This window comes from Paenibacillus konkukensis, from assembly GCF_023523925.1.
Taxonomy (GTDB): Bacteria; Bacillota; Bacilli; order Paenibacillales; family NBRC-103111; genus Paenibacillus_S; species Paenibacillus_S doosanensis.
In genome coordinates this window covers 5,763,188-5,790,129 of the sequence record NZ_CP027059.1, presented here as the reverse complement: position 1 = coordinate 5,790,129, position 26,942 = coordinate 5,763,188, and the positions used below count along the sequence as shown (strand labels likewise).

The 26,942-nt window shown below is 54.5% G+C and carries 26 protein-coding genes; 12 read left to right on the top strand and 14 right to left on the bottom strand.

Going from position 1 to position 26,942, the window contains the following annotated elements; translation table 11 throughout:
- Nucleotides 1-1,047 precede the first annotated feature (1,047 nt).
- Nucleotides 1,048-1,440, top strand: a complete 393-nt coding sequence (locus SK3146_RS25210) for a hypothetical protein (protein ID WP_249861351.1) — start codon at nt 1,048-1,050, stop codon at nt 1,438-1,440.
- Between the two features lie 195 nt (nt 1,441-1,635).
- Here SK3146_RS25210 and SK3146_RS25205 read toward each other — a convergent pair whose 3' ends face one another.
- On the bottom strand, nt 1,636-1,797 hold the full coding sequence (locus tag SK3146_RS25205) for a hypothetical protein (RefSeq protein ID WP_249861350.1): 162 nt from the start codon (nt 1,795-1,797) through the stop codon (nt 1,636-1,638).
- A 148-nt stretch (nt 1,798-1,945) separates the two neighbouring features.
- Nucleotides 1,946-2,419, bottom strand: a complete 474-nt coding sequence (locus tag SK3146_RS25200) for an MEKHLA domain-containing protein (protein ID WP_249861349.1) — start codon at nt 2,417-2,419, stop codon at nt 1,946-1,948.
- A 426-nt stretch (nt 2,420-2,845) separates the two neighbouring features.
- On the opposite strand from SK3146_RS25200, the gene SK3146_RS25195 reads away from it, so the two are divergent.
- Complete coding sequence (locus tag SK3146_RS25195; RefSeq protein WP_249861348.1) at nt 2,846-3,787, top strand: helix-turn-helix transcriptional regulator; 942 nt, start codon at nt 2,846-2,848, stop codon at nt 3,785-3,787.
- A gap of 462 nt (nt 3,788-4,249) precedes the next feature.
- On the opposite strand, the gene SK3146_RS25190 is transcribed toward SK3146_RS25195, so the two are convergent.
- Nucleotides 4,250-4,672: a VOC family protein gene (locus SK3146_RS25190; RefSeq protein ID WP_249861347.1), complete on the bottom strand. Its 423-nt coding sequence runs from the start codon at nt 4,670-4,672 to the stop codon at nt 4,250-4,252.
- A gap of 144 nt (nt 4,673-4,816) precedes the next feature.
- Between SK3146_RS25190 and SK3146_RS25185 the strand changes: the two genes are divergently transcribed.
- From SK3146_RS25185 to SK3146_RS25175, 3 genes are all read left to right on the top strand, one after another.
- Nucleotides 4,817-5,563: a hypothetical protein gene (locus SK3146_RS25185; RefSeq protein WP_249861346.1), complete on the top strand. Its 747-nt coding sequence runs from the start codon at nt 4,817-4,819 to the stop codon at nt 5,561-5,563.
- 133 nt (nt 5,564-5,696) lie between these two features.
- On the top strand, nt 5,697-6,854 hold the full coding sequence (locus SK3146_RS25180; protein WP_249861345.1) for a HEAT repeat domain-containing protein: 1,158 nt from the start codon (nt 5,697-5,699) through the stop codon (nt 6,852-6,854).
- 112 nt (nt 6,855-6,966) lie between these two features.
- On the top strand, nt 6,967-7,326 hold the full coding sequence (locus SK3146_RS25175) for an MmcQ/YjbR family DNA-binding protein (protein WP_249861344.1): 360 nt from the start codon (nt 6,967-6,969) through the stop codon (nt 7,324-7,326).
- 75 nt (nt 7,327-7,401) lie between these two features.
- On the opposite strand, the gene SK3146_RS25170 is transcribed toward SK3146_RS25175, so the two are convergent.
- From SK3146_RS25170 to SK3146_RS25150, 5 genes are all read right to left on the bottom strand, one after another.
- Nucleotides 7,402-7,743, bottom strand: coding sequence for a DUF1904 family protein (locus tag SK3146_RS25170; protein WP_249861343.1), 342 nt, complete (start codon nt 7,741-7,743; stop codon nt 7,402-7,404).
- A 92-nt stretch (nt 7,744-7,835) separates the two neighbouring features.
- Nucleotides 7,836-8,576 (bottom strand): glycerophosphodiester phosphodiesterase, encoded by a 741-nt coding sequence (locus SK3146_RS25165; RefSeq protein ID WP_249861342.1) that lies wholly within the window; start codon nt 8,574-8,576, stop codon nt 7,836-7,838.
- A gap of 207 nt (nt 8,577-8,783) precedes the next feature.
- The gene (locus SK3146_RS25160) at nt 8,784-9,752 is read right to left on the bottom strand and encodes a polyprenyl synthetase family protein (RefSeq protein WP_249861341.1); all 969 of its coding nucleotides are present in this window, start codon (nt 9,750-9,752) and stop codon (nt 8,784-8,786) included.
- A gap of 1 nt (nt 9,753) precedes the next feature.
- Nucleotides 9,754-10,404 (bottom strand): response regulator transcription factor, encoded by a 651-nt coding sequence (locus SK3146_RS25155; RefSeq protein ID WP_249861340.1) that lies wholly within the window; start codon nt 10,402-10,404, stop codon nt 9,754-9,756.
- Complete coding sequence (locus tag SK3146_RS25150) at nt 10,401-12,734, bottom strand: ATP-binding protein (RefSeq protein ID WP_249861339.1); 2,334 nt, start codon at nt 12,732-12,734, stop codon at nt 10,401-10,403. Before SK3146_RS25150 ends, SK3146_RS25155 begins: the two co-directional genes overlap by 4 nt.
- A gap of 87 nt (nt 12,735-12,821) precedes the next feature.
- Here SK3146_RS25150 and SK3146_RS25145 point away from each other — a divergent pair, with 87 nt between their 5' ends.
- The 3 genes from SK3146_RS25145 to SK3146_RS25135 all read left to right on the top strand — a co-directional run bounded on the left by SK3146_RS25145 (nt 12,822) and on the right by SK3146_RS25135 (nt 13,674).
- Nucleotides 12,822-13,037, top strand: coding sequence for a hypothetical protein (locus SK3146_RS25145; protein ID WP_249861338.1), 216 nt, complete (start codon nt 12,822-12,824; stop codon nt 13,035-13,037).
- 263 nt (nt 13,038-13,300) lie between these two features.
- A complete protein-coding gene (locus tag SK3146_RS25140) occupies nt 13,301-13,528 on the top strand; it encodes a hypothetical protein (RefSeq protein WP_249861337.1) in 228 nt (75 codons plus the stop codon).
- Entirely contained in the window at nt 13,501-13,674 is a 174-nt protein-coding gene (locus SK3146_RS25135) for a sporulation histidine kinase inhibitor Sda (RefSeq protein WP_249861336.1), read from the top strand. The genes SK3146_RS25140 and SK3146_RS25135 overlap by 28 nt, the downstream gene beginning before the upstream one ends.
- A 290-nt stretch (nt 13,675-13,964) precedes the next feature.
- On the opposite strand, the gene ybaK is transcribed toward SK3146_RS25135, so the two are convergent.
- The 5 genes from ybaK to SK3146_RS25110 all read right to left on the bottom strand — a co-directional run bounded on the left by ybaK (nt 13,965) and on the right by SK3146_RS25110 (nt 19,077).
- Nucleotides 13,965-14,438: a Cys-tRNA(Pro) deacylase gene (ybaK, locus tag SK3146_RS25130; protein WP_249861335.1), complete on the bottom strand. Its 474-nt coding sequence runs from the start codon at nt 14,436-14,438 to the stop codon at nt 13,965-13,967.
- A 44-nt stretch (nt 14,439-14,482) separates the two neighbouring features.
- Nucleotides 14,483-15,715 carry an aminopeptidase gene (locus tag SK3146_RS25125; protein WP_249861334.1) on the bottom strand — a complete coding sequence of 411 codons (1,233 nt, stop codon included), beginning with the start codon at nt 15,713-15,715 and terminating at the stop codon, nt 14,483-14,485.
- A 134-nt stretch (nt 15,716-15,849) separates the two neighbouring features.
- Complete coding sequence (locus tag SK3146_RS25120; RefSeq protein ID WP_249861333.1) at nt 15,850-17,718, bottom strand: cyclic nucleotide-binding domain-containing protein; 1,869 nt, start codon at nt 17,716-17,718, stop codon at nt 15,850-15,852.
- A gap of 81 nt (nt 17,719-17,799) precedes the next feature.
- The gene (locus tag SK3146_RS25115) at nt 17,800-18,414 is read right to left on the bottom strand and encodes a hypothetical protein (RefSeq protein ID WP_249861332.1); all 615 of its coding nucleotides are present in this window, start codon (nt 18,412-18,414) and stop codon (nt 17,800-17,802) included.
- 105 nt (nt 18,415-18,519) lie between these two features.
- Nucleotides 18,520-19,077, bottom strand: coding sequence for an RNA 2'-phosphotransferase (locus tag SK3146_RS25110; protein ID WP_249861331.1), 558 nt, complete (start codon nt 19,075-19,077; stop codon nt 18,520-18,522).
- 534 nt (nt 19,078-19,611) lie between these two features.
- On the opposite strand from SK3146_RS25110, the gene SK3146_RS25105 reads away from it, so the two are divergent.
- Nucleotides 19,612-21,099, top strand: a complete 1,488-nt coding sequence (locus SK3146_RS25105) for an IS1182 family transposase (protein ID WP_249861330.1) — start codon at nt 19,612-19,614, stop codon at nt 21,097-21,099.
- A gap of 1,093 nt (nt 21,100-22,192) precedes the next feature.
- Nucleotides 22,193-23,620, top strand: coding sequence for a transposase (locus SK3146_RS25100; RefSeq protein ID WP_434006817.1), 1,428 nt, complete (start codon nt 22,193-22,195; stop codon nt 23,618-23,620).
- A gap of 178 nt (nt 23,621-23,798) precedes the next feature.
- Here SK3146_RS25100 and SK3146_RS25095 read toward each other — a convergent pair whose 3' ends face one another.
- Nucleotides 23,799-24,602, bottom strand: coding sequence for a nucleotidyltransferase domain-containing protein (locus SK3146_RS25095; protein ID WP_249861329.1), 804 nt, complete (start codon nt 24,600-24,602; stop codon nt 23,799-23,801).
- A gap of 195 nt (nt 24,603-24,797) precedes the next feature.
- On the opposite strand from SK3146_RS25095, the gene SK3146_RS25090 reads away from it, so the two are divergent.
- Both SK3146_RS25090 and SK3146_RS25085 read left to right on the top strand, forming a co-directional pair.
- A complete protein-coding gene (locus SK3146_RS25090; RefSeq protein WP_249861328.1) occupies nt 24,798-26,111 on the top strand; it encodes a helix-turn-helix transcriptional regulator in 1,314 nt (437 codons plus the stop codon).
- Nucleotides 26,098-26,919, top strand: coding sequence for a WYL domain-containing protein (locus SK3146_RS25085; RefSeq protein ID WP_249861327.1), 822 nt, complete (start codon nt 26,098-26,100; stop codon nt 26,917-26,919). Before SK3146_RS25090 ends, SK3146_RS25085 begins: the two co-directional genes overlap by 14 nt.
- Nucleotides 26,920-26,942: the final 23 nt, after the last annotated feature.

The window sequence follows — 26,942 nt, the reverse complement described above, 5'->3', positions numbered from 1 at the left end:
ACTACACCATTATTCCCAAAATTAACCTAAGACGTTGCACTGACGGGGAGTCTGTCTCGTTCATGATAACTGTTGAAATCGGATTTTTGGATCGTTGTTTCCTCTTTTTTATAGATAAGATCTGCTTTCAAAGGCGAACGCTGAACGCTTTTCCGGATTGGCCCCTCCGCTCTTTGTTCACCGGGCTTTTAAAAGGGCGGTGAACAAGCAGCCATCGCTACACGAGTGCAATCTGGAGAAGCGCCAGGCTCGTTCGCCTTTGTTCCCGAATTGCAGCCCATTTAAGGGCCGATTATTCAAGAAATTCAAGATGGGTGCGATCGGAAGATGCTCTCGCATGCGCAGTCGGCTACCCTTCTATAGCAGGGGAAATCCGCTGTAAATGTGAGCGATACGCAATACACTCGTAACGGACACAGCGGCCGTTATATAAACCCTATCGGCCATCTTGGATTTCTAACGGACACAGATGCAGCTATTTGTTGACAACGCCGCCTTAGAAAGCAATTCGGAGCTATGTAAGCGCCGTCATGACCGTTACGTTGAAAAAGCGTCTGTTTGCGACGAATTTAGCTCCCTCATGTCCGTTAAATTTAGAAACGGTTCGATCCCCCGGTTCCGGGGGCTGCACCTGCTGCAGCCCCCTTTCCAGGCCGTTCGAACGCTTGCCCGCTCCTGAGAAAGATGTAGGATACCGGATTCCAAATGCTGTGAAGTTGATTTTAATGGAGTGGTAAAAAACGAGCATCCTTTGCGGTCGATTGTTCACCACGTTGAAATCGGATGTTTAAGGTGTTGATTCCTTTTTCTATGGAGAGACTCCGTTATTCTTAGGCGAACGCTGAACGCTTTTCCGGATTCAAATGGCCCCTCCGCTCTTTGTTCACCATGCTTTTAGTGCTAATAATGTATCAAAAATTCGTTCGTTTTGAAAGCCGTTTCATCCGTAGTCCGTGGCTCTATGTTGAACCGTAATCCGTTTCCATTTATTATTGTAGTATCTTTGTTTTTTCCATACCATTCTTTTCGAGAAAGGGGAGCATCGTCATGATGTTGCGCAAAGCAGGCGGGAGAAGGACGCTGATCCTGACCGCGCTCCTGATTTCAGCCGCTGCCTTAGGAGTATACGGCTATGCAGGATACGGCTCTCCCGCTCATCCCGACGCCATTATCGTGAAGGAAGTCCACGTGACCGGCGGCAAGCTGCTGCTGAACGGAACGACCACCGGCAGCGGCACGGGCTACAGCGGCTACAATCTGGCGCAGGACGGCGGACATCTGTATGTCCGGCTGCGCTACAGCTTGCTTGCCCGTTCCGGCGATTTCGATATCGCCGCCTCGCTGCCTGACGCCAATATTAGCCATGTCTATCTGCAAGGAGAGGACGGCCGGAGCGAGAAGCTGATTTGGTCAGAGCCCGCTCCGCTCGCCGCGCCTTAGCGCAACCCCGAAATTTTGATTGTATTTGCCCTTGCCGCCTGCAAAAAAAAGAGACTGACAGGAGAACCCTCCTTATCCGTCTCGAACAGTGCGTGCAACAGGCCGCTGCGTCAGCCCCGCTTCTGCTTTAACTCCACTTCTGCTTCAGTCCCGCTTCTTCTTTAGCCCCGCTTCTGTTTCAGCCCCGCTTCTGCTTCAGCCCCACTTCTTCTTCAGCTTCTCCGCCGCCTTGACCGCCGCGTCCACCTGTTTCTGAGCTTTGGCCATATCCTTGAACATCTTCTGAATATCTTTGTTTTCCATCATAAATTTGAAGCCCTGTTTAAAGGTGTTGTTCATCGCCGCCAGCCCTTTCATTCGATGTATGCTTCTATTATTGTATGGACCGGCGGTCCTTACGGCTTCCGCTTATGCCGGCGGCAGAGACGATTTTCCTCATGAGCCTGCCTGAGCCCCATCCGGTCCTCCGGTACCCGAGGCCGAAACGCCGCTGTTCAGGGAGCGATCAGCAGTCCTTGTAAGAGCCGAAAGAAGCGGCCTGCCCGGCATAACGCCCGGCTTCATCCCGCAAATTCCAGACGATCGCCTGCTGAATGTAAAATCTGCGCCCGCCGCTCGAAATCCGTATGCCCGTGTAATGGTCCACGTAGCCTTTCTCCGCTACCGCCTGCAGAAACCGGTCGCGCTCCGAGCGCTCCATCGGCTCCGCCGTATAACGGGACGGAGTCTGAGTAAACGTCTCCCAATCCATTTCCCATAGCGTCAGCGCGGCGCGGTTGCCGTAATTCAAGACCGGATCGGCCTCGGTGCCGTGCGAAAGCACGACGATAGCGGATTCGAACAACTGCTCCGCCAAGCTGCTTCCCGGATCGACGGGGATCAAATCCCGGCCGATCAGCCGCTTGTAGCTGTTCAAGATTAACCGGGCATGCTCTTCTGTAGCGCCTGCTCCGCGATCAGGCCGTTGTATCATGTTCATGGGCTCCTCCTGCTTGGATAATTGCTTACTATCATTCATTATAAAGCCTTCGCCCGCAGGTTCGATACATCTTAAAAGGCGGATGCCGGTTTTCGCTCTGTACGCGAGGCATTTCTCCTCAAGCACGTCTCCGAATTAAGAAGCTCCCCTGCGAGAGCGTCAAGCAGACCGCCGCGAAGACGCCGATCGACGGGTACCCGCCGAGCTGGCTTGAGGCGCCGTGAACGCCGCACCGACGCCGCCAAGTAAGCGACACAGAAACGTATCCGTTCCGATCACAAACATAATGGCACGAAACAGCGCGGCAAATTTTCGCCTCCATCATTACTCCTAAAGTTTATTGTTGCTTGACATGTTTATCTTATGAGATAATAGTGACAAAACTTGTCGTAAATTAAATGACATCTTCCTAAGGAGCTGACCGGGATGTCCAAGTCGAAGCGGCTGATGGAGCTGATGATGACCGTTAACCGAAAACGCCGGTTCAAGGTCCAGGAGCTTGCCGACGAATTCGGCGTCTCCACGCGTACGATTTTGCGGGATTTGCAGGAGCTAAGCGAGCTGGGAGTCCCTTTATACTCGGAAGTGGGACCGCACGGCGGCTATCAAGTAATCAGGGAGAGAGTGCTTCCTCCCATTGCTTTTACGGAGGGAGAGGCCGTGGCCATGTTCTTTGCGGTGCATGCGCTGCGGCATTATTCTTCGCTGCCCTTCGAAGCGGAGTCCGCTTCCGCGCTGAGCAAGTTTTATTTGCATCTGCCCGGAGACGTTCGGGACCGGATCGACAGCATGAAGGACAGAGTCGACTTCATTGCTGCGACGCGGCGCGGCGACGCCCCGTGTTTGCCCATCCTGCTGGACGCGGCCGTGCGTCAGCAAGTGCTCTCGATCGAATACGAATCGAGGGAAGATGGCGCGAGAACCCGCTTGATCCAGCCGGTATGCATCTATGCGAGCAACGGATTCTGGTATTGTACGGCTTACTGCTTCCTGCGCCAAGGCTTTCGCGTCTTCCGCTGCGACCGCATCAGGGAAGCGGCTTACGACACCTCAGGAACGGAGCCGCTCGACTTAGGCGACATACGCCTGAGCCGGAAGGAAGCGGCGGCGCCCAAAGAGCCTATCCGTCTTCGCGCCGAATTGACCCGCGCCGGGGTTCAGCGATGCGAAGGCGAGCTCTGGCTCGCTCCGATGCTGCTCGTTCGAGAAGACGGAAGCGGCTCCATCGATACGGATGTGTCCCGCGCCGACATTCCTTTTTTTACGGAATTTTTCATTGCGCTGGGCGATGAGACCGCTTTGCAGGAGCCGGCGGAATTGAAGGATTCGATCCGCAGCAGACTCTCTGAGCTGCTGGCCCGCTACTAGCGGTTTTTGCCGGCCTGTGCGGAAGCGAAATTAAAAGCTTCCGAGGCTGTCAAAACGCCCAGTATGACTAAGATAGCGCCGAAATAAAAGATGAGTCCATGAAGCCGCAGCTGTCCGTGCAAAGAACAAATCCCCCAAAAGCCATCCATGCCGCTACGCGGCACCACAGACAATGGAAATGGGGTACCAAGAGTAATTTCCAGGGTAGTGACGTGATGCTCTGAAGCTTATTCCGTCCGCATCTAGCCTAAGCTGGATCGGCGTCTAACCCTTCCTCTGGGATCGTTCTATGGGTAGACTTTCCTTTCGGGGGAGCCCACGGATATCCACAGGAAATGGCTGCGCATCATTTCCTAAACAACAAAAAAGCCGGGTCTTCCCCGGTAATGTTTTCGGCGCTGGGCCCAAGCCGCCTGCCCGTCAACGCGATCAACGGACATGGCAGCCTTCTATGAAGATGGCTTATTTTCTCTGAGTAAAGATTTGGAAGGTAACGCCGAAGCGATCCTTAACCATGCCGTATGCCGGGCTGAAGTGCACTTTTTGCAGAGGCATGATGACTTGACCGTCCTGCTGCAGAGCATTGAAAAATCGTTCGGAGGTTCCGGTATCGGGAGTTGTGATGCAGATCTGGACGCGATTGCCGCTTTGGTAGGGCTCCCCCGGGAAATGATCGGCAACGAACAGGTCGGCATCGCCGATTTTTAGTATGGAATGGGCCAAACGGTCTTTGGCTTCATTCGGCAAGGGGTGCTCGGGGTTCTGCGGTCCTTCTCCGAATGTTTGCGTAAACACGATTTTTGCTTCTAATGAGCTTTCGTAAAATCGGATAGCCTCCTTTGCATTTCCATCGAGCATGATAAAGGGAGTCACTTGAAATGTCATGATTGGTCCGCTCCTTCATTTTAAAATATGGGGCCGCAGGCTGAGTTTCACCAGGACTGAATCCAACTATACAATATAATAGTGACAGGTATTGTCATAAACTCAAAACGTTAAATAAATAATCGATCAACGGCGGTGTAAACTATGGACGAATGGACGAAGCTGAAAGAGTACGAAGAGCGGATTCGGGCTCTTCCTCCCGGTCGGCCTTTGACGAAAACCGATCTGTTCACGCCCGATTTCCTGCTGTCCGGACAAGGCGATCTGGAAATGTACTATGCTCCGCATAACGAATATGTTCAAACGGGAGCACGGCTCCTTATTGTCGGGATCACCCCGGGATGGACGCAGATGGAGCTTGCTTTCCGGCAGGCGAGAGACGCTCTGCAAGCAGGAATGCCGCTCGCCGAAGCGGCCCGCAGCGCCAAGCTCGCCGCCAGGTTCTCCGGCTCGATGCGCAGCAATCTGACCGGCATGCTCGATCAGCTCGGTTTGAAGGAGGCGCTGGGCCTCTCTTCCTGCGCCGAGCTGTTCGAAGGCCCTCACGAGAAGCTGCTGCATACGACCTCGCTGCTCCGGTATCCGCTGTTCCGCAGAGGAAGCAACTACACGGGTCATACGCCGCGGCTCGACAAATCGGCTTATCTTATGAAGCTAGTGCGCGGCGCTTTCCCGCGGGAGCTGGCTCTGCTGGGAAAACCGCTGCTCGTCATTCCGCTGGGTCAAACCGTGGAGGCCGCGCTCGCTTTGCTCGAAGCCGAGGGCTCGATCCCGCATCAAGCGTGCTTGCGCGGTTTCCCGCATCCGTCCGGAGCGAACGGCCACAGACATAAGCAGCTGGAGGAGCATTTGGATTCGCTGCGGCGGCAAGTGTCCGCCGCGCTGGGCTAAACCTGGCCCGATGCCGCCCTGCCTTCGCTTGCGCCCGCAGCCCGGAGCTTGTTCTTTGCAAAAATGATTTCAACGGACGAACATATAAGGTATACTTCTATTTATAGTCAATTAAGTCATGGGGGTAAAATGAATGAGCCAATACCAAGATATCGGCGGACTGGGCCGACATTACTTGCAAGCAGACTCTTACGGCGCCGCCGCCTTTTGCTTTTATCGCGCAATCCTGGAGGATCGGGCGAACGGAAATGCGTGGAACGGCCTGATTCTGGCTCTGAGTCTTATGCGTAAAGAACATGACGCCCAAACGGTGCTCGCACGCTATGCGCTGCATCATGAATTGCTGGAATTCGACCGCGATTTGATAACGTTCTCAATGATGCTGTGGCAGCAAAATCCCGGCGCGCTGGGCGAATGGATGCAGCTTATTTCGCAAATGAAAGGCGTCAGCGAGAAGGACAAGCCGCTATTTGAAGAAATGGCCGCAGATATGCACAAAGCTTACGATGAACTGGTCGAGAAGCACGGCATCGACACGTTGAAGGAGCAAGGTCTGCTTACGCTGCCCGAATATGCCGCCCGCCGGATCGAACTGGACTGGCTGATGGAAGAATCGTTCGATGCGATATTCGAGCATGTCAATAAATGGATAGAAGATCCGGAAGCCGTTCTGACGGCCGTACGTCTGCTCTGCATGGTGCCCGATCCGCGCAGCGAGAAGCTGCTGCGGAGAGTATGCCGCAACGAGGAAGTGGACGGCAAGGTGAGAACTCACGCGCTGCTCGCTCTTCGCTGGCTCGGTGTCCGCGGCAACGCCAGGCTGAACAAATTCGGGGAATCGTTCGTGATCAACCTCGACCAGCCGGAACCGGAGCTGACCGTATCGGTGCCTGCGGCATTCAAGCCGGCTCTCGACCGGATGAAGCTGTGGATGGCCAAAGAGCAGGGCGTCATCACGGAATTCGAATACGAGAGCCACGCGGCCACGGATCAGCTCGACATGCCCGAAACGCTGGCCGCCAAGCTGGAAAAAGCGGACGTTCCGAGCGTGCTTCAGGAAGTCGCTCACGCCCTGATCCGGGCCGCTTACGACAAATATTATCCGCTCGTTCCGGGTATCAAAGGAGCGCGGCAATGGAGCGCCGCTCTGCTGATGCTGATCAAAGAGTATGTAGAAGGCTCCGGAGAAACGTGGTCTTACGGCGAACCGGAACGGGACGAAACCGCCGTGCGCCATCGCAACTGGCTACTGAGCGGAAGTCCGAACTATGTGGATACGATGCACATTTAACCGTGCCGTATGCTAAAACAGGACAGCCGGGCCGGCTGTCCTGTTTTTAGATTGCGGGCAATCCGCAAATTGCACCAAAAATCTAATATCAAGGGCAGGGAACAAACCGAACATGAATATGAATCATGAACGATTAATCGAGCTCGGTCTTACCTATTACGGCACCAGCTTGCGGTACCCGTTCGATCCGGATATGCCGGTGCTCTACGTTCGCAACAAAATATTCGCCTTGCTCGGCAAACAGCAGGGCGTAGAAAGCGTCAATTTGAAGACGCTGCCGGACGAAGCGTGGCTGCAGCGCGAAACGTATCCCGGTGCCGTCATTCCCGGGTATCATATGAACAAAAAACATTGGAATACCGTCATCCTGAGCGGAACGGTGCCGGATGACGTCCTCGTCACGATGTTCCGCGAATCGTATGAGCTCGTCGTCGCCAAGCTGCCCAAGGCGGAGCGGCAATGGCTTGTTTAGCCGGTATACGGCCGCCGGAACGAACAAGATGCCGCGCGCTTCCGTTAAGAAACGCCGGCATCTTGCCATCTCCTCTTATTCCGCCGAATCAAAGCGGCGCTCGCCGTTCAAGTAGTAGCTGTCCTCCCGGTAGGTCGTAAACGCCATTTCCACTTCCGGGATGCCCAGCGCCTTTACATGATCGGCCACCGCTTTGGCGAAGCGGTCTCTTGTCTGAAGCCCCCGTTCGAACCAGGCGATCTCGATAAACGGGAACGTCTCGACCACGCTGCCGTCAAACACGGATGTCACATGGAGGCAGTCGATCACAAAATTATCCGTCCCGCATTCGCAAATCTCCGCCAATTCCTTCACTAACGATTCGCTGATCTTGCACATTTGCTCTGCTGCGATGCCTCTAACGATGAGCTGCGGCATACTCCATCTCCTTTCATAAGATGTAGTGTACCGCTAACCGCTCCCCACTGGCAAATGCGTCCGCGCTCCGGCCGCTCGTCAACAAAAGCAGCCTATACGCCGCCGAGGGCCAGCAAATCTTTCAATCGGCCCGGATAATCGGTAATAATGCCGGAGACGCCCCAGTCGATCAGCGCCTTGAGGTCCTGCTCTTCGTTCGCCGTGTACGGATACATGTGCAAGCCCGCCCGGATCGCCTGCTCCACTTCTTCGCGGTCTATCAGACGATGGTACGGATGCAGGGAATAGACGTCGACGCCGAACGTCTTGGCATAAGCGGCGGGATTGTATAATCTGAGCTGATATAGCAGACCGATCTTCGTCTTCGGCTCCAGCACCTTAATACGATGCAGACATTGATGGTCGAAGGAAGAGACGACGACGCGGTCGAACAGATCGCGCTCGCGCAAAAACTGCACCAGCTTGCGGTCCATATTCCCGTCATACGATTGCTTCACTTCCACGTTAATCATCAAGGAGCCGGGCACGGCATCGAACACTTCGCCAAGCGTCGGCACGGTCTCGCCCCGGTACGCCTCGGAATGCCAGGAACCGGCGTCCAGACTCTTGATCTCGGCCAGCGTCTTCTCGCAAATCATTCCTTTGCCGTTGGTCGTCCGATCGAGCGTCTCGTCGTGGCATACGATGATTTCCCCGTCCGCCGACAAATGAACGTCGAGCTCGATAGCCTCGCAGCCTTGCTCCACACCCAGCCTGAAAGCTCCCAAAGTATTCTCCGGGGCCATTCCTTTCGCTCCGCGGTGGGCAATAATGATCGGTTTCTCGGTTTGCATACAATCATTCCTCTCCCGTCTCCCATTAGACGTATGAATTAGCATTGCAGACAGCGATGCAGCGTTTTCGGTCGAACCGCCCCCGAAACACAAAAAAACACATAAACTGCTTGACCGTAAAGTCAGCAATTCATGTGTATCTCTCCATTAACTCCTACACAATAGATGAACTTGTCGTCATTATACTACTTCGATCATGACGAAATGTCAAACGTTTTTTCCTAAGCCTGCCGCTTCATAAGGCGCCAGGGCGGCGAGCCTGAAGCGTTCCTTCTCCGCCGGCGCAGCGTCTATCGATTCGTACAGCTCGACCGCCTTGTCGTAATACAAGGACTGCACGATTCGCGAATATTCAATGCACCCGGACGCTTCAATATAGCGCATGCATTCCTCCCTATGCCGCTCCGCAAACTCCCGCTCCTCCAGCCGGCCCTCGTACAGCTCTTGCAGCGCCGGAAACTCCTCCGCACCGTTCGAGAGCAAATGCAGAATCGGCAGCGTTCGTTTGCGCTGGATCAGATCGCCGCGCACATCGAGAGCGAGCATATTTTTCACGTCGTTCTCAATCTGCGCTACGACGCCGAGGCAATAACACAGCTCGTCGAGCCGCTTCGCCGCCGCTTCGGGCACGTTCTCCGCCAAAGCATAGCCCATATAACAAGCAAGCCGGATGAGCGAGCCCGATTTGAGCTGCACCATAGCGAAATAATCCGCTTCATCGGCGATATTGGCCGCAGGATTCAAATCCTTCTGCTGGCCGCTCACGGCGGCGGCGATCAGCTCGCTCACAGTTGTCGCCATGTACGGGGAAAACGAAGCGTACCGGCGCTGCAGCCGCCCGACCTCGCCCATAAACGCCGCCAGCAGAGCAAGCACCGCATTGAGCGTGAACGGCTCGGGGCAAGTCATCCATGCCTTATGCGGCTTGTCGCGGTCCTGCAAATCGTCGACGATATCCAGCGTCAGCATGATCAGCTCCGATAGCGCGGCTGCCTCCGTCATATCGGCGGCGGACTTCCCGCCCATCATCCTGTAAGCGGATTCCGTCAGCTCGCTCCAGCGGCTGCCTCCCTCCGCTCTCGCTCCGATAAACCGCTTGAGCAGCCGATTCAGATCGTCGGTTGAAACGTAACGGTCAACCAAAGCCAGCATATGTTCCAGCACATCCCGCTTCACGCTACTCCCCCCTGACCGATTCCGAATAATATTTGCTTTGAACGAACTGCTCCAGCGCCTGCACCTTGGTTTTCACGCCAAGCTTGTTGTAAATTTTTTTCAAATAATTGTCTACGGAACGCTTGCTTACATAGATTTCATTGGCGATCTGCTCGTGCGTAGCGCCTTTGACCAGCATGGACATAATCTGCACCTCATCGCTCGTCAGCACCACCTCTTGGGAGGCCGCCCCCGTTACCAGCCTCATGCTGCGGTACAGCGGCAAAGGAAGCACCGTGCACCCGTCCATCAGCGCTCTGGCCATCGTCTGCACGACGCTCTCCCCCGCTTCTTTGGAAATAATGCCGCTGACCCCGATCTCCAGGAGATGGTTATACATATCCGCAATATCGATCCCCGTAAAAATAACGACATGCGTCTGCGGGTAGCTCTCCTTAATGTCCTTCGCCACGGCGCTTCCGAACTGATCCGGCAAATGATAATCGAGGAAGACGATGTCCGGCCGATGCATATCGACAAAATCGAGGCAAGCCGCTCCGCTGCCCGCGATCCCGATCACCTCGATTCCCGGTATTTGCTCCAGAATTCCCTTCGTCGCCTTTGCCATAACCGGATGATCGTCAACGATCAGGACACTCATCGTATAATTCATGCGGTTAACACCTCCCTTATCGGCACCGTTATCCAAATTTGCAGCCCCTTGCCCCTGCCCGTTCTCACATTCATCTGCCCGTCCAAATACAGCACGCGGCTCTTCATCTGCTCCATGCCCGTTCCGGAAGCGCCGATTTCAAGCTCGGCTTCGCTGGCCCGCAGCACGTTAAAGCCGATTCCGTCGTCTTCATAGAACAGCAAAATGTTCTCGTTCTCGGCGGTAATCTTAAGGCCCACCCGCGTAGCCTGCGAATGCTTCTTGGCATTGTTCAGCAGCTCCTGAACGACGCGGAAAAAATGCCTTTTCGTATCCAGGTCCCAGCCCTCGATCCGCTCCGCCCCCTTGGCGCTGAAATTCAGCTGGAACGGGCAGAGCGGAGCTTCGTGCTCAACCACCTTCTGAATCGTGCGAATCAGCCCCACCTCGTACAGCAAATGCGGATGAAGCTCGAAGCAGCTTTGGCGAAGATTCGTATTAATAATCTCGACGTAATCGATGATATTTCGCATCGTCTCCTCATCCTCCGCCTGGAATATCCCCCTCTCTGCGATCGCCGCGAACCGCTTCTTCAGGAAGAACAGATCCTGCAGCGTCGTGTCGTGCAGATCGGTGGCAATCCGCTTGCGTTCGGCTTCCTGCAGCTCGAACATCAGCTTGCGGAACCAGATGAAGTCTTTGGAGGCGTCCTCGTTAGGCAGTTGGGAGGCGAGCCGCTGCAAGCGCACGTGCAGCTTCCCTATCAAATGCATATTTTCCAGACTGACCGCCAGATACGAGATGATCAGCTTGAGCCAATGCACCTCCTCCATGCCGAGAAACGTATTCATTCTTTTGCGGGAAATGATCAGATAGCTCGTGTATTCCTCATGCCGGTTCACCTCAAACCGCAGCAGAGACGGATGCTCCGGATGATCCATCGAAGCGAGCCTCTCCACCTCAGCCTGCTGCAGCTCTCCCTCGATGACCGTCTCCAGCCTGTCGTTGTATTTGAATACGATGGCCGCTCCGAACACCTGCAGCGTATGCACGATGTCGACCAGAATAATCTCCTTCAATTCCCGGAAGCTCGAAATGGACTGCAGATTGAAGGCAATCTTCTTCAGCGCGTTCTGCAGCTGATATTTGCGCGGAAACATGACGGCTTCCAGCTTGGTAGCAAAATATTCCAGTGAATACATGACGAAGGAAAGCAGCATCAGGATGAAAATAAAGCTGACCAGCAAATGCCCCAAGCTCGCCGCTTGCTGAAACACCATCGCGTTCAAGCCGACGATCGCCCCGCTCGGAATTACCGAGATGACCGTCGTGAAGACAATTCGGCGCAGCACCAGATCGATGTCGTACAGCTGCTTGGACATGATCAGATAAGTGAACGATATCGGGAAAAACAAGACGAACCATGACGTGTACAAGGAGCTGACGCCGTCTTGTCCGAACAGCAGCTGAGGGACGAACGACAGGAAAGCAAACGGAAAAAAGGAAATGGTCAATGTCCACAGGATGGTCTTGATAATAACGGATAAGTAAGAGTTCTGCTTGCGGAATTTCAAATAGACATAAGCGAGAAAAACGAAGTTGAGCGAAAGCCCCAGCAAGAAAAATCCGATGACCCACTTGATGGAAGAAGCGTACAAATAATTGGACACGGCCGGGATATAAAAAGGCAGCCGGAGCAAAAACGACATTGCGACAAAACCGTACAAATAACGCAGCAGCGAACGGATGAATTCAAACCGGATCTCGCCCTTCTCCTCCAGGAAAGCGATCAAAAAGTGCAGAAATATAACCGGCAAAGCGATCATCAAGGAGCTGATCGCGATCTTCCCGAGTATGTCTCCCCTCTGGGAAGCGCCCAGGCAGGCAAACATGAAGCCGATGTTTAAAAATACGAGCGCAAACATCCGGGAAGATAAGGAATGGCCCGCCTTGACGTACAGCAGCAGCGCGAAGGCCAGGCACAGCAGCTCTCCGAATACCGGCGAAATATCGGTGGAGGCGCCGTCACTCACGTTTCTGGTATCGATGGGGATGAGTTCTCCGCTGCGGTTCAGCACGATATCCTCGGCTTGCTCCAGGATTCTCCAATGCCGGATCGTCAGATGTTCATCCGGAGCCTGTCCGTCGATTTCCCGAACGACATCGCCCGGACGCACGTTCAGCTTCAAACTGGCGCTATCGGTCTCCAATTGTCGAACGATCCACTCTCCGGAGCTGCTTTGTTTCAACAAAATCCCCAAGTAAGGATAATGAAATGTCACATATCCGAACCAAGCATGCATTGCAATCAGGGCCAGTACGACAATTCGAAAAAAAATTTTGGATTTCACCAAAATCCCCCTTGATTTTTCCATTTTTCTGATATAATAAAGGATGTAACAAATGTAAATAATTGTCGGGAAAGAGGTGAAACATGCATGGTAGCTGTAACTTATTCTCCTGGTTTGCATCATGTGGTGCGTTCATTGAAACAAATGGATGCGCAAGACGTTCTGAATCTTTTCAAGGATCAGAAATGGTTTGAATCCCATTCCTTATCCGCCTCCGAAGGACAAGCCGTTATGAAAATGTTCGCCAAAACAGCAAGCGACTACATAAGAAAAAACAACAGCATTAGCGAAACTTGGTATTAATTCTTTTTCATTATTTTACCAAATTGAAAAGAGATTGTATATTATGGACTTGTCCAAATATGCAATCTCTTTTCGTTTTTTCTCAAAAAAATTAGCGAAAATGCAAAAATATTTGTACACTTATGCAAAACTTTTGCGCTGATGGTGAATGGAGCTTGAGTTATAATAAATAGTATAAATATGGCAATTGTGGAGAAAACATGAACAACCTTTCTAATTTAAAACATTCTTTTCAAATACCTGATAACGATGATCAGGAATATTTGACGCTGGCCATCCAGACAGTCCTGTTCAATAACAAGGATCAAATCCGTCTGCTGGCAGACGCCTTGTCCGATGAACAGTTTCTTCAGGAAATGTCCGATGAAATCGTGCGCAGAGCCCGCAAATTCAAGCATATTGCCGAGTCGGCGGCCAAATGCTTCGATCTGCAAGCCTATGAAGTAAAAGGAGAGCCGTTGGAATGTACAACCTTGGAGACCAGGAATTGATGCACTGCTACATGGAAGCACTCGAGCTTCAATTGGACGACGAATTTATCGCTTTGCTCCGGAGAGAGATGGAGAAACGGAAGCTCCCCTCCCTCGCGCACGCCGAAGACGTCCGGCCCTGCTTGCAAGCGGCGGGCAGCAATTGATCGCCGGCCGCAGTTCGGCTTCGCCGCCGCTGCAAGCCGCTGCGCCGTTCGCGAACAGCACCGCTTACCGCTGTCCCCGGCAGCTAGCGCCGAGCTTAAAAGGCCCCGTTGGCATCAGCGGATCGCGCCGCTCCGCCCTCGCTGATTTACTGCAATGCTCACACAGACCGGACGAGCGTTTCGAGCGGATGCTGCTTGACGAAACGTACGGCAAAAAGGGACCCGCGAGAGACTAATCGTCTCTCCCCGGGTCCCTTCCGCCTGTCTTTCCATGATGCGGCCTCCGCTTTTCACTGCACAATATCGCTGACGATTCCTTCGCAGGCGCTGACCAAATCTTCGCCCTTCAGAAAAATCTGCAGTCCCCGCCGGCCGGCGCTAATGCTGACGACGTCAAGCGGCAGCACCGAGCGGTCGATATACAGAGGGTATTTCTTCTTCACTCCGAGCGGAGATACCCCGCCGCGGATGTAGCCTGTCAGCGCAGCGATGTCCTTGACCGGCGTCATCTCGACCTTCTTGTTGCCGCTGGCCGCGGCGAGGCGCTTTAGATCAAGCTCGCGATGGCCGGGAATGCAGGCCATAATGACGCCCGTCTTATCCCCCCGCAGCACCAGCGTCTTGTACAGCCGCTCGCAATCAATCCCGACCTTGCCCGCTACGGTCGCCGCATCCAGCTGATTCTCGTCCCAATCGTATTCATGCAGCGTGTAGGGGACGCGCAGCTTGTCGAGCATGCGGCTGGCATTCGTTTTGGCCGTCAATCCGCTCCCCTCCCGTTTTTCGATCCGTCCGTTCGTATCTGTTGTTACAAAGCCCAGTTGCCTTTTCGGAAGACCGGCTCCAGCGTGCCGTCCGCCAATTCTCCGTCGATGTCTAGCTCCGCCGATCCGATCATAAAGTCGACATGCGTCAAGCTGACGTTCGCGCCCCGTTGCACCAACTCTTCCTTCGACAGCTTCGTTCCGTTCTCCAGGGTGAACGGATAAGCGCTGCCGATGGCCAGATGGCATGAGGCGTTCTCATCGACGCCGGTATTGTAGAAAATGCGGTTCAAGTTGGAAATCGGCGAGTCGTAAGGAACGAGCGCAACTTCGCCCAAATATTCGGCGCCTTCGTCCGTCGACAGCAAATCGGCCAAATGCTCCTGTCCGACCTCGGCCGCATAGTCGACGATCCGTCCGTTCTCAAAGCGGAAGGAGAACCGGTCGACCAGGCGGCCGTTCAAATTGAGCGGCTTGGTGCTGCGAACGGTCCCGTTGACGCCGTCGCGCTTCGGCAGCGTGTAAACTTCCTCGGTCGGCATATTGGCGACGAAGGACACGCCCTGATCGTTCAAGCCGGCTCCGCCGTACCACACATGCCCTTCCGGCAGCTCGACGGATAAGTCGGTGCCGGGCGCTTTGTAATGCAGCCGCTTGTACTTTTTATGATTGAGCCGCTCTCTCATGCTCTTCAGCTTGGCAATATGCTCGTGCCAGGCGGCTACAGGATCGGCGGCGTCGACCCGGTTGATCTTAAACAGCGTCTCCCACATAGCCTCGACCTGCCGCTCCGGCGGCAGCTCGGGGAATACTTTGGCCGCCCAAGCCCGGGTCGGAGCCTTCACCAGACACCAGCTGAACGTCTTGTTGCGCACATAGCCTTGGAATTTCTGCCTGGCCCGCGAAGCGGCACGGGTAGCGGCCGATACTTTCGCGGCATCGATCCCTTGATACAAATCCGGATTCGGCACCTTAATATTCAGCAGCGCTCCGCCGCCCTCGGCCAGCTGCTCCATCATTCGCGCCGTCCATTCGGGATAAAATCCGAACGAGTCGTCCGGCGCGTATTCGAACCGGGTGCGGGTGACCGCTTCGTCGTCCCATGCGACTTGAACGTATTTCGCTCCCGCCTCGTATGCTTTTTGCACGACCTTCCGGGTAAACGGCGCGGCTTCGAGCGGCGACTCGACGAACAGCACCTGCCCCGGTTGAATGTTGACCCCTACCTTGACGACAAGCTCGGCGTATTTTTCCAGATTCGTTTCATGCGTATCCATGCGTTATAACCCCTTTGCATATTTTTATCCAATGGTTAATTATCCCGCTTTTGCACGCAAACATCAAGCTCCATCTTGGAAATACCGCCTTCCGGTGCGGCCGGGAATCCCGCGCTTCTGGCGCGGCAGCCGCCTTAAGCGTCCGGGCGCGCCCGCAGCGCTTGTCCGCAGCGGGCGCAATAGCGGGCATGCGGCGGAGATTGCGTGCCGCAGGCCGCGCACACGAGCGGCAGCTGCTTAACGCCGGACCCTTCGCCTGTAAGCTCCCGAAGCTCGCCGGGCAGCGTCGGGTTCAGCGCCGCCACGGCATGGCGCTCCTCCTTCGTTCCCGTACGGATGAGCCCGTACAGAATGAGCAGCCCGGCCGCGCCGACGGCAATCATCGACGCGAATCGCGCGGCTCCCTCCAAGCCGTGGTAATCCCACACGGCGTGCAGCACGACGGCGACGATCAGCAGCCCGGCGGCCTTAAGCCAGCGGATGGCCGGAGCCGCCGCCGTCCGGCGTCCCGCTCCCGCCGAGAGCCCGTACCAGACGCCCGTGGCGGCAATTGCCGTCCAGGTGCCGTGTCCGAGCGGCGACAGGAGCGCCCGCACCCATAGCACGGCGAGCATGCTGCCCGTAGAGCTCTGCTGCAAATACGTCCAGCCGTAGATCAGGCTCTCTACGGCCGCGAAGCCCATTCCGGCCGCCGCCCCGAAGACGACGGCGTCCATGAGGAAGCGCATGCGGCTGCTCCGCAGCAGCGCCGTGCAAATGATCAGCTTCGCCGCTTCTTCGATCAGCGCGACCGCCGCGGGAATATCCAGCTGCGCGAACGATGCGCCGCCGGGACCGAACAACCAGGCCCGCTCCACGATCCAGGCGAGCGGAACGGCGACGGCCGCCGAGGAGACGAACACCCAGGCAAGCCGTGAAGCCCGGAAGCCGAGCAGCTGCGAGCCTCTGACGAAGGCAACGAACGTGACCGGCCCTACCAGAGAGCCGGCGGTCAAGGCCGCTGCAGACCATAACGGACTTTGCAGCCAAGCCGCTAGCAGGGTGAACAAGACGAAACCGCCGCCGATCGCAAGCAGCGTATCCATCCATCGCGACGGCTTCGGCTGTCCGCTCCCCGCCGGACTCTCGGCCGCCGCCGTTAAGGCGTCCGACGCGGTTTCCGCGGGCGCGTTCCCCGGCTCCTCGGCCAATAGCTGCTCCGCGGCCGCAGTCAAATCCGGACGGCGAATGCGCAGCACCTCGGCGAACTGTCGCCGCACCGGGGCATAATGCTGCAATATCGCCAGAAACTCCGTCTTGCCCATCACAAGCAGCTCGCTATCCTCGACGGCCGTTACGGTACCGCTCTGCGTCGTATCGGTCAAAAGCGCCGTCTCGCCGAAATAATCGCCGGTCTCGAACGCATGCGCCCGCTGGGGGGTAGTATACGCCTCCAGCCTGCCGCTTGCGACCATATAAAACCATTGGGCCGTATCCCCTTCCCGAACGACGGTCTGTCCCCGGCTCACCTTGCGTCTGACCGTTATTTCCGCAAGCCCCCGCAGCTCTGAATCGGGAATGGCCGACCAGATCGAGGCTTTGCGCAGAAGCCCGTGAACGTAACGCAGCTCCGCGGCGAAGGAGAGGCTTTCGTGAAAGTACGGGCTTGCTTCGGCAAGCCGCTCGAACGCGGCCCGGTCAAGGCGCAGCGTCATGACATCGCCCGCCGCTTTAATGCCTGCCGTTCGTTTTTCGTTGCGGATCAAAGCGATCTCGCCTATTAATGCACCGGGACCGAGCTCGGCCAGCATCACCGCTCTGCCTGTCAAGCTGCGGGAGATGACCTGCACCCGACCTTCTGCAATGAAGAAGCAATCGTCGCCTTCCATCCCCTCATGCATCAGCCATTCCCCGTCAGCAAAAGAAGCCGACTGCATCGTGACAGCGGCTTTCTCCAGCTCTTCCTCCGGAACGCCGTGCAGCAGCGTATGATGTTTCAAAAATTCAACCATGTTGACGGACATTGCCATTCTCCCCAGCCTCTATAAGGAATTACGACGAAAAAAAGAAACCTGCCGAGCGACAGGTTCCCCGTACTGCTTCTATTATCGCATATTTCCAATGATGCTGCTGCGGGAATCTTGCATTTTTTTAATAAAATTCGACATGGTATCGAAAGCTTCATTGCGTTTGTTCGTCAAGCTCTGCAGGCGCAGCATATCCATCTGTTGAGAATTGCTCGCCGAATCGATAGAGCCGCGGAGCTTATCCAGCAGTGCGTCGAACTCCGCCTGGGTCAGCTTATCGCCGGAAACGGTTATGCTTGCTTCGGCCAGCTTGCTTTTCAGGCCGGCCGGAACGGCCGCCGTATCTCCCGCTTTTTGCGGCCGCAGCGACCGCAGCTCGCTAAGCATATCGTTCATCTTCATGATCAATTCGTTCCGCTTCTGTACCTCTTCCATCTGCTGCTTCAACTGCTGATCCAACAGATCGGCGCGCTGGGACTGGACCTGCATTAACGCCGTCTCCAAATCCATATTCGATACCTGAACCGTCAGCGTGCCGTTCGCATCTACCTTGCCGATGGCATTTTGCGTCGCTTGACCTCCAAGAGCTTCCTTCACCGAACCGTACGCCGAATCGTTCATCATCAGACCTACGCCGCCGACCACTCCCACTACCAAAGCGCCGATCAAGGACAATGCATGTTTCTTATTCAATGGATTTCCCTCCGTCTGTTCTTGTTGATTTCAGTATAGCACGGAATGGAAATACTGCCTTGTTAAGTTTGACACACAATAGCAGAATAGGCCGCCGGGACTTGTTCAATCCGCCGCCAACAACGTGCAGCAATCCGCCGGAATCCGTTCGGCCAGCCATACTTCATTGCCGGCATAATAGAACTCGACCCCGGCTACCGCAGCCTCCCGGGTGCGCACTTGCAAAATGACGAGCTCGCCCCGGCGGCTGCCCGCCATCGCAGCAAATTGCGTTCCTTCCGAGAGATGAACGTATTTTCTTCCCATCGGCCGGATGCCTTCCTCCATAATCGAGGGCAGCGCCCTCTCGTTCGTGCCGTGATATAGAATGAGCGGCGGCGTCCCCCGCTCGTATTGGACTTTATCATGACTATGCCCGTATCTGGCCCGGATGCGCCCCGCGCGAATCTCGAAGCGCTGCTTCTCCGACCGGTCGACGACTCCGCGAATATCGTCTGCGGTAATATGCGACCACTTCGGTTCTGTCTGAACCGCCTTCAGCAGGTCTTCTATCGGACAAGAGCCGTCTTGCGGGTCCAAGGTCACTCCGAACGCTTCAGGCGTATGCCGGAGAATTTTGGTCATAAATTTGCTCAGACTCGTTTCCCAATGTTTGTTTACCATTGCTTTCACTTCCTTTGCTGCTGTGACTTACATCCATTATACCGGCTCACAGAGGAATGCAACGGGAAAGTTTGGCTGTGAGAAAAATTCTATCTGCGCCTTTTCAAGGATGCGTGCGGCGCCCATTTAATCTTCCAATTGCTATTGAAATCGGATTTTTTTGAATGTTGTTTCCTTTTTTTATGAGAAAGTCCGTTTTTCTTAGTCGAACGCTGACGCTGTTCCAACTCTCTACCGACTCTCCGGCCACTTTTCCACCGGGCTTTTAGGAGGATGGTGAAAAACGCCCACTTCGCATGCGAAAGCATCTTCCGATCGCTCTTGTTCCCGGATTTCTTGAATAAGTAAGCCCGTGTAACGGGGGAAATCCGAGAACAAAGGCGAACGCTGACGCTTCTTCAGATTGCTCTCGCTTAGCGAAGTTTGCTTTTTCACCGAGCTTTTAGGAGTCTGTCCGACGAAACAGGAAAAGCATAGTTTCGTCGCGAAACTTAACTGTAATCTGTTTATCTGGTAAAAAAGGGTGTGTGGTTTATGGCAAAATTTAAATCTTACTCCACGGAACAAGGTGAATTGTTTCCGATGTATTTGAGCGATTGGATCCCTGAAGATCATTTAGTGCGGCTTGTTAGCGACATCGTGGATCAGTTGGATCTCACGGTCATGACAAATCGGTATTCCCATCGCGGAGAAGAAGCCTATCACCCCGCCATGCTTTTGAAGTTATGGTTCTATGGCTATGCTACGGGTGTGTTCACCTCCCGGACCCTTCGTCAGGCTATGGATGAAAATATTCCTTTTCGTTGGCTATGTGGCGGCCATCGACCGGATTTCCGTACGCTCAGCGATTTTCGAAAGGATCACCTCGAATCATTACCGGGACTTTTCAAACAAGTGGTACACATCGCCATACAGCTAGGGTACGTGTCCCTCGGTCATGTCAGCATCGATGGTTCGAAGCTGAAAGCCCATGCATCGAAGCATAAGTCGATGTCGCGAGATCGGATGAACCAGGAAATCGAGCGTCTGGAAAAGGAAATCCGCGAAGCTCTCGAGCAAGCCGGCCAGATAGACGACCAAGAGAACGAAGAGCCCCTTTCGCTGTTGCCGGAATCGGTGACCAATCGCCAATCCCGACTTGAAAAAATCAGAGAGGCGCTCAGACAGTTGGAAACTCGCAAACCGGTAGAGGAATCGAAGACACCGGACAAAGATCAATTTAACTTTACCGATCCAGATTCCCAAATCATGGATACGAAAACCCAAGGCGTCATCCAAGGATATAATCCGCAAATTGCCGTAGATGCGGATCAGGGATTCATCGTCGGACTGCAGATGAACCCTAGCAGCAGCGACCAACACCAATTCCAGCCGGTGCTCGGTTCCATCCGCAACATAACGGGAAAGGTGCCCGAGAAAGTGAGTGCGGACGCAGGGTACTTTAGTGCGGACAACATTCAGGCGGCGACGAAGGCCGAGACCGACGCCTACATCGCGGCAACCCGTGAAAACAAGCAGCACGGGAATCCGTACGATAAAACCAACTTTACGTATATCCCGGAAACGGATACCTATGTGTGCCCAGCGGGACAAACGCTGATCCACAAGTACACATACTATGAAAAGGATCCTCAAAAAGCGACTCAATGGGTGTATATGAGCGATGCCTGCCTGACCTGCCCGTTTCAAAAGGACTGCGTTAAGTCCGGATCCGGTAAACGAAGGGTCAAACGCAATGAAGGCGATCCGATCCGAGAAGCCATGAGAACCAAAGTGCAAAGCGATGCCGGTAAAGACATTTACCGGTTACGTAAAGCCATCGTGGAACCCGCGTGGGGGCAAATGAAAGAATGTCAGGGCTTTCGTCAGTTTCACCTCCGTGGCGAAGATAAGGTTGAGGGTGAGTTCGTCCTTTTGGCTTTAAGCTATAATTTAAGAAAGCTTCATTCTGCCAGATATCCCAAACCATCCACGGTGTATAAACGGGAGAGGTCTGCCCAAAAACGTAAAAAAGCGGCGTAACTCCCACAAAGGCAAAGAAAGACACAGTGATTATACTCAAATCGTGATGAAAAATCATTTGAAAACCGAGTCTTACTCCGAAGGGACCTACAAAAGTAACTCCGTCGGACAGACTCTTAGAAGGGTGGTGAAAAAGTCCGCTGCGGCGTCCATTTGATCCTCCAATCGCTATTGAAACCGGATTTTTCGGATGGTTATTTCCTTTTTTCTATGGAGAAAATCCGTTTTCACCACGCTTTTAAAGTCATGTTCACAGCGTTTGGAATCCGGTATCCCATTCCCTCTTCATGCTCCAACGTATCTGTTTAGACATTGGCTTGGCTGCAGGCTTGGTTTGAGCGCCTTCAAACGCTGCTCGCCCAAGCTTTTTTTTAGGAACGGGAACGCGCCCGAACGCTCTGGAAGGGAGCTGCAGGAGATGTAGCCCCCGGAACCGAGCATCGAACCGTTTCTAAGTGTAACGGACACAGGAGAGCTAAAGTCGTCGCAAACAGACGCTTTTTCAACGTAACGGACGTCATGGCGCTTACATAGCTCCGAATCGCTTTCTATGGAGGCTCTGCCAACTAATAGCTGCATCTGTGTCCGTTAGAATTCCAAAATGGCCGATAGGGTTGATATAACGGCCGCTGTGTCCGTTGTGAGTGTACTGCGCCTCTGAAGGGTCGCCTTCTGCGCAGGCGAAAGCCTCTTCCGATCGCTGCCCATCCCGAATTTCTTGAATAATTAGCCCTTCAATGGGTTAAATAATTCGGGAACAAAGACAACAGCTGCGCTTCTCCAGATTGCCTTCGACTAGTGAAGTCTACTTTTTCACCACACTTTTAGAAACGTGGTGAAAAAGTGACCGAAGAGTCGATAAAAAGTTGGAGTAGCGTGAGCGGTCGCTTTTGTAGACGGATTTTCCCGCTTTAGTGGTTTAAAATGAAAAAAATCCGGCTGCAAGAGCGGGTGGAAACTTCTATCGACCGCAGGCTGCTTGTTTTTCACCACCTTTTTAGAAGCGTGGTGAAAAAGTGGCATTGTACAGTCATGACACAATAGAAATGGTAAAATAAATGGAACTGATCGATGAGAAATGAGGCCAAAACTTATGCTAGTTTCCAAACGCCAAGGCACCCAACCTCGACTATTTCAAATGGTCGAGATGGAGGCGCTTGTTCCCCAAAACCATCTTCTTCGTCAACTGGATCGTGTTATTGATTGGAGCATGATTCACGAACGTACACGTGCTCTGTATTCCGAAAATATGGGTCGTCCCGTGAGCGATCCTGAACTTCAGCTACGCTTGATGGTTCTTTGTTATCTGTTCAACCACAGTGAGCGTGCTCTGTACAATTTGCTGCCTATGCATGCGGGCTACTTGTGGTTTTGCGGCCTCGACTTTGAAGCCGTTCTGCATCCCGAAGAAGCCGAGCTGGCCTTGCCGGATCGGACCACTCTGGTGAAAACCCGAAAGTTTTGGCGGGACCATCAGGTGTTTGACGACCTGATGCGCGACATTGTTGACCAGTGCATCATCGCAGGACTCGTTAAGCCGCAAATGGATGCGGCCGTGGACGGAACACAAGTACGCGCGAATGCGTCCATTCACAGTTTGGCAGAAATCCAACTGGCCCCTGTCGAATCTATCGAGGCGTATTTAGTACGCCAAGCCAAGGAGGATACCGAAGACACGAAAACCGACAAGGAGGATGCCCCTAAACCTCCCTCTACGAGGAACGATCATTCGGAGGTAGAGGAACAGGCTGTTCACGAAGATTTTCATGGCAAAACCTTTTCCAACCGTACGCACCGTAGTACCAGCGACCCCGATGCCCGTTTGTATAAGAAAAGCAAAGGGCAGGAAGCTCATCTGCGTTATTTGGTGCATGATCTGATCGATGTTCACTCCGGCGTGATCCTGGACACCCGGGCTTCTTTAGCATCCGGTACAGCAGAAAGAGAAGTCAGCCTGAAGCAAGTGCAAGCGATTCGATTTCGTCATCCTCATCTCCAAATCCGAACGCTTTCGGCAGATAAAGGGTATGAGTCAGCAGACTATCTGGTTCAGCTCCATGAACTTGGCATCATCCCACTCATCCGGTTGCGTAGTCTCAAGCTGCAAGAATTCCCGGTTTACAAGACCCGAGCATTGCATCCCGTTCGAAAAGCCAAACGCCGTCTCAAACAGAAGGAGATCCAGGCTTACAATTTTGCAAAAAGTATTCAGCGTCATGGTGCATACCGGCACATCCAAGCCCTGCGTGCGCGTATTGAACATGCCTTTGCGGAGGCCAAAGGAAGACATGGACTCGATCGAGCCCGCAGCCGCGGTCTTGATCGCATGCAAGAGCAAGCTACACTTACGGCCATGGTCCAGAATTTAAAGCGACTGTGCCGATTCAAAGCCAGAAGGCCACGGGCCGGTGCACTTTCCTGCACCGTCCTCGCCAAGATAACAGGCTGTCCCCAGTATCTTTGCTCCACTACATGCTCAGGGTTCCGTTTTTTTGGTAACTTTGACGGCTTCATTTTGTAATAACAGGGACTTTTTCACCACACTTTTAGAAGAGTGGTGAAAAAGTCCGCTGCGGCGTCCATTTGATCCTCCAATCGCTGTTGAAATCGGATTCTTTGGATTATTTTCTCGTTTTTCTGCGGAGAGAATCCGTTTTCAAAGGCGTTCACCATCCTCTTAGGAGTCTGGCGAAAAAGTCTCACAGCGCCTCTATCCCCCACACTTCCCGGAGCGCCGAGCGGAACAGCTCGTCGAGCTGCCGGTCCCGGCTCCCTTCATTGTCGGCCATATGGCGCGCGCTCTGCTCGAAGTGGGCGATCCGCTCCTCCAAGTAATCGTTGATCGGCTGAATCCGCGGCTCCAGATCAAGCTCGTCTCCCGCTTTTTTGCGGACGAGCAGCGCATCAACGGCCTGCTTTAGCCTGCTGTCTTCGGCAAGAAGCCGATCCGTCAGCCGGTCGAATTCCATCGGCGGCATCGTGCCGTAACGCTCGATCCATTCGCAGGCGAATACCGGACGCAGCACGTAAAAATATTTTTTGATCTTGACGCGTTCCCCCTGGAGATAATCGCGGTAGTTTCTTTTGGCCATATGCAGATAATGATAGGCGCACGACTTCGGAGAAAAAGCGAGCGGCGACAGGCTGCGGATTCGCTCGGCCACCGAATAGTTCTCGGCGTACCGGATCGGCGACTGCAGCCATTCGAGCAGCGGCGGGTTCGACTTGCGGAACAAATTCAGCGCCTTCTTCAAATCCCAGCCGCTTATATCCAGCTGATCGCTGATCGGCCGTTCGATGACATCCCTCCACTCAAAAATCGACACGTACCATTCCAGCGGCCGGATGTACAGAAACCGGACGTCGTAATCGCTGTCCTTGGATGGGAACCCCCATGCCCGGCTGCCCGATTCGCACGCGTACAGAACCCGCACGCCTTCCTCCCGCTCGATTCGTTCGAGCTCCCCGATAATCGTTGACCGATCTATGATGCGCTGCGTCACTATCCATTCCTCCTGTCGTTTGCGGCGGCTGCACGCAAATCTCTCGCCGCCTCTTCATGCGTCTATCATCGCTGATTCGGCGCCGTATGAACACGGCGAAACTATTACGAGCGGTTGAAACATTTTTCCATTTTCACCCTATCCCCTCCCCTGTTACAATAAAAGGAACAGCCTGTAACGAAACGGGGGAGGATCATGGCCAGAGAAAGCTTTGACAAAGAAATCCAGTTTCTGCGGATGCTTGCGCTGACGAGCGGCGCTTACAGCCGGCAGCAGTTCGCCGAGCGGCTCGGCATCTCGATTCATACATACGACAAGACGATCCGCCGGCTTAAAGACATCGTCCAAGCGGTATACCAGCAGCTTCCCGCCGAGCAGGGAAAGGAGTTCGCCGAAACGCTCCGTTTCAATTATTACGAATCGGCGGACCCGATGCTGCTGTTCTTGTACCGTGCCAAATCGCTTAAAGATTCGGAGAGCCACAGGCTATCGCTGCTGCTCAGCGCGATGCAGTCGTCTCCCATGACGGCGATGGAGCTGCTTGACGCTTGCTGCGAGCGAATGCCCGAAGGCCTCCCGCTCCCCGACGAGAAAACGATCCGCTCGGATCTCAAATATTTGGAGGAGGTCGGCGCCATAGCCCGCGAGCCGGGAGGAAGGCCTTATCGTTACAGCATGCAGGACGGCCTGCTTAAAGCGCTGACCGACGACGAGCTCATCGATCTGTACGATTTCGTCGACGTCATGGCAGGTACTCAGGTGCCTTCGGTGCAGGGCTATCTGCTGCGGGACGTACTGAAGAAGGCTTTGCGTAAGCAAGCCAAGGAGGCGGCGCTCGCCGAGCCTTTTCTATACAAATATCATTACCATTCGCGCATTTTGGACGAAGCGCATTTGTTCACCCTGCTCGGCGCGATCCGGCAGCGGCGTTTGGTCGGTTTCTTGTATTTTTCCCCCAAGACAGGAAAAAGCTATGCCTCCCAAAATACGAATCCGTTGTTCGAGCGGGAAACCGAGGGCAAGCATGAACTCGTCTTGCCGCTGCAGGTCGTCTACGATCATCAGTACGGCCGCTGGTATTTGCTCGGCTCCAGCGCCCGTCACAGCATCAAAAAATACCGGCTGGAAGGGATCACCCAGATCGAAGAGGGCAAGCCCGTCTCCGAGGAGCTGTTCGAGGCCAAGCGCCGGGCGCTGGAGGAGCACACCCGCTTCAGCTGGCTGATCGATACCGGCCGCCAAGTGACGGTGAAGGCGCGCTTCTTCCACCCGCAGTCCGGAGGACCTAACTTCGTCAAGGAGCGCGTGCTGCTGCAAGGACAATGGGGACGGATTACGGAGGAAGACGAGGAAAGCTTCGTCTACGAAATCGAGGTAAACGGCACGACCGAAATCAAGCCTTGGCTGCGCAGCTTCGGCTCCAGCTGCGAAGTGCTCGAGCCTGCCAAGCTGCGGCGCGAAATTATGGAGGAATGGAAGGAGATTCAGGCGTACTATGAATCTGTTTGAAAAAATCTTCAATTACCAGGTTATGTCGCGGCTGGAGGATGCCGGCGCGTTCGCCGTGACGCAGCATGAGCGCATCTGGCTGAAGACGATGCTGGCCCATCCCGCAGCGGAGGCGGCCTTTACGCCGGAGACGCTGCAGAAGCTGCGCAGCCTGACCCGGGACACGCCGCTGCTGGAACATGCGGGCAGCCTGATCGAGAAGGCGAAAAGCGCGGAGAAGCAGGTGTACCATCCGCTGCTTCGCCCGCTCCGGCGGCTTATTATGAACCGGGAGTCGCTGCGCGTCACGTACCGCATCAAGGACGGAAGCATCTTCGACCGACAGCCCGGCTTTCCGTTCCGGCTCGAATACTCCATGATCAAGCGGGAATGGTACTTGCTCTGGCATCATCTGGGGAGGCGCGCGTTCATGTCGACGCCGCTCGGCAATATTTTGTCCGTAACCGGGCAGCCGTTCCCGGCCGCCAAAGCCGAAGCCTTGAGAGCCTCCATCTCCTCCATCCTTGAGCGGCGCAAGGAAACCGCCGATATCGAGGTCGTTCGCGAATACAATCCGGAGCTGTCGAGAATATTGTACGCCTTCTCCTGCTTCGAGAAGGAAGTCTCCTACGCCGCGGACACGGATACGTACCGGATTACGCTGACGTTCCTCGGCGACGAGAGCGACTACGTGCTGTCCAAAATCCGCTTTCTCGGCAAGCGGGTCCGCGTAATCCGCAGCGACAAGCTGCGCCGCCGCATGCTGGAATCCGCGACGAAAGCGCTGGGTCGCTACAGCGAAGCGAGCATTCCGGCGTGCGATCGATAAATTCGGCGAGTACGTTAACTACG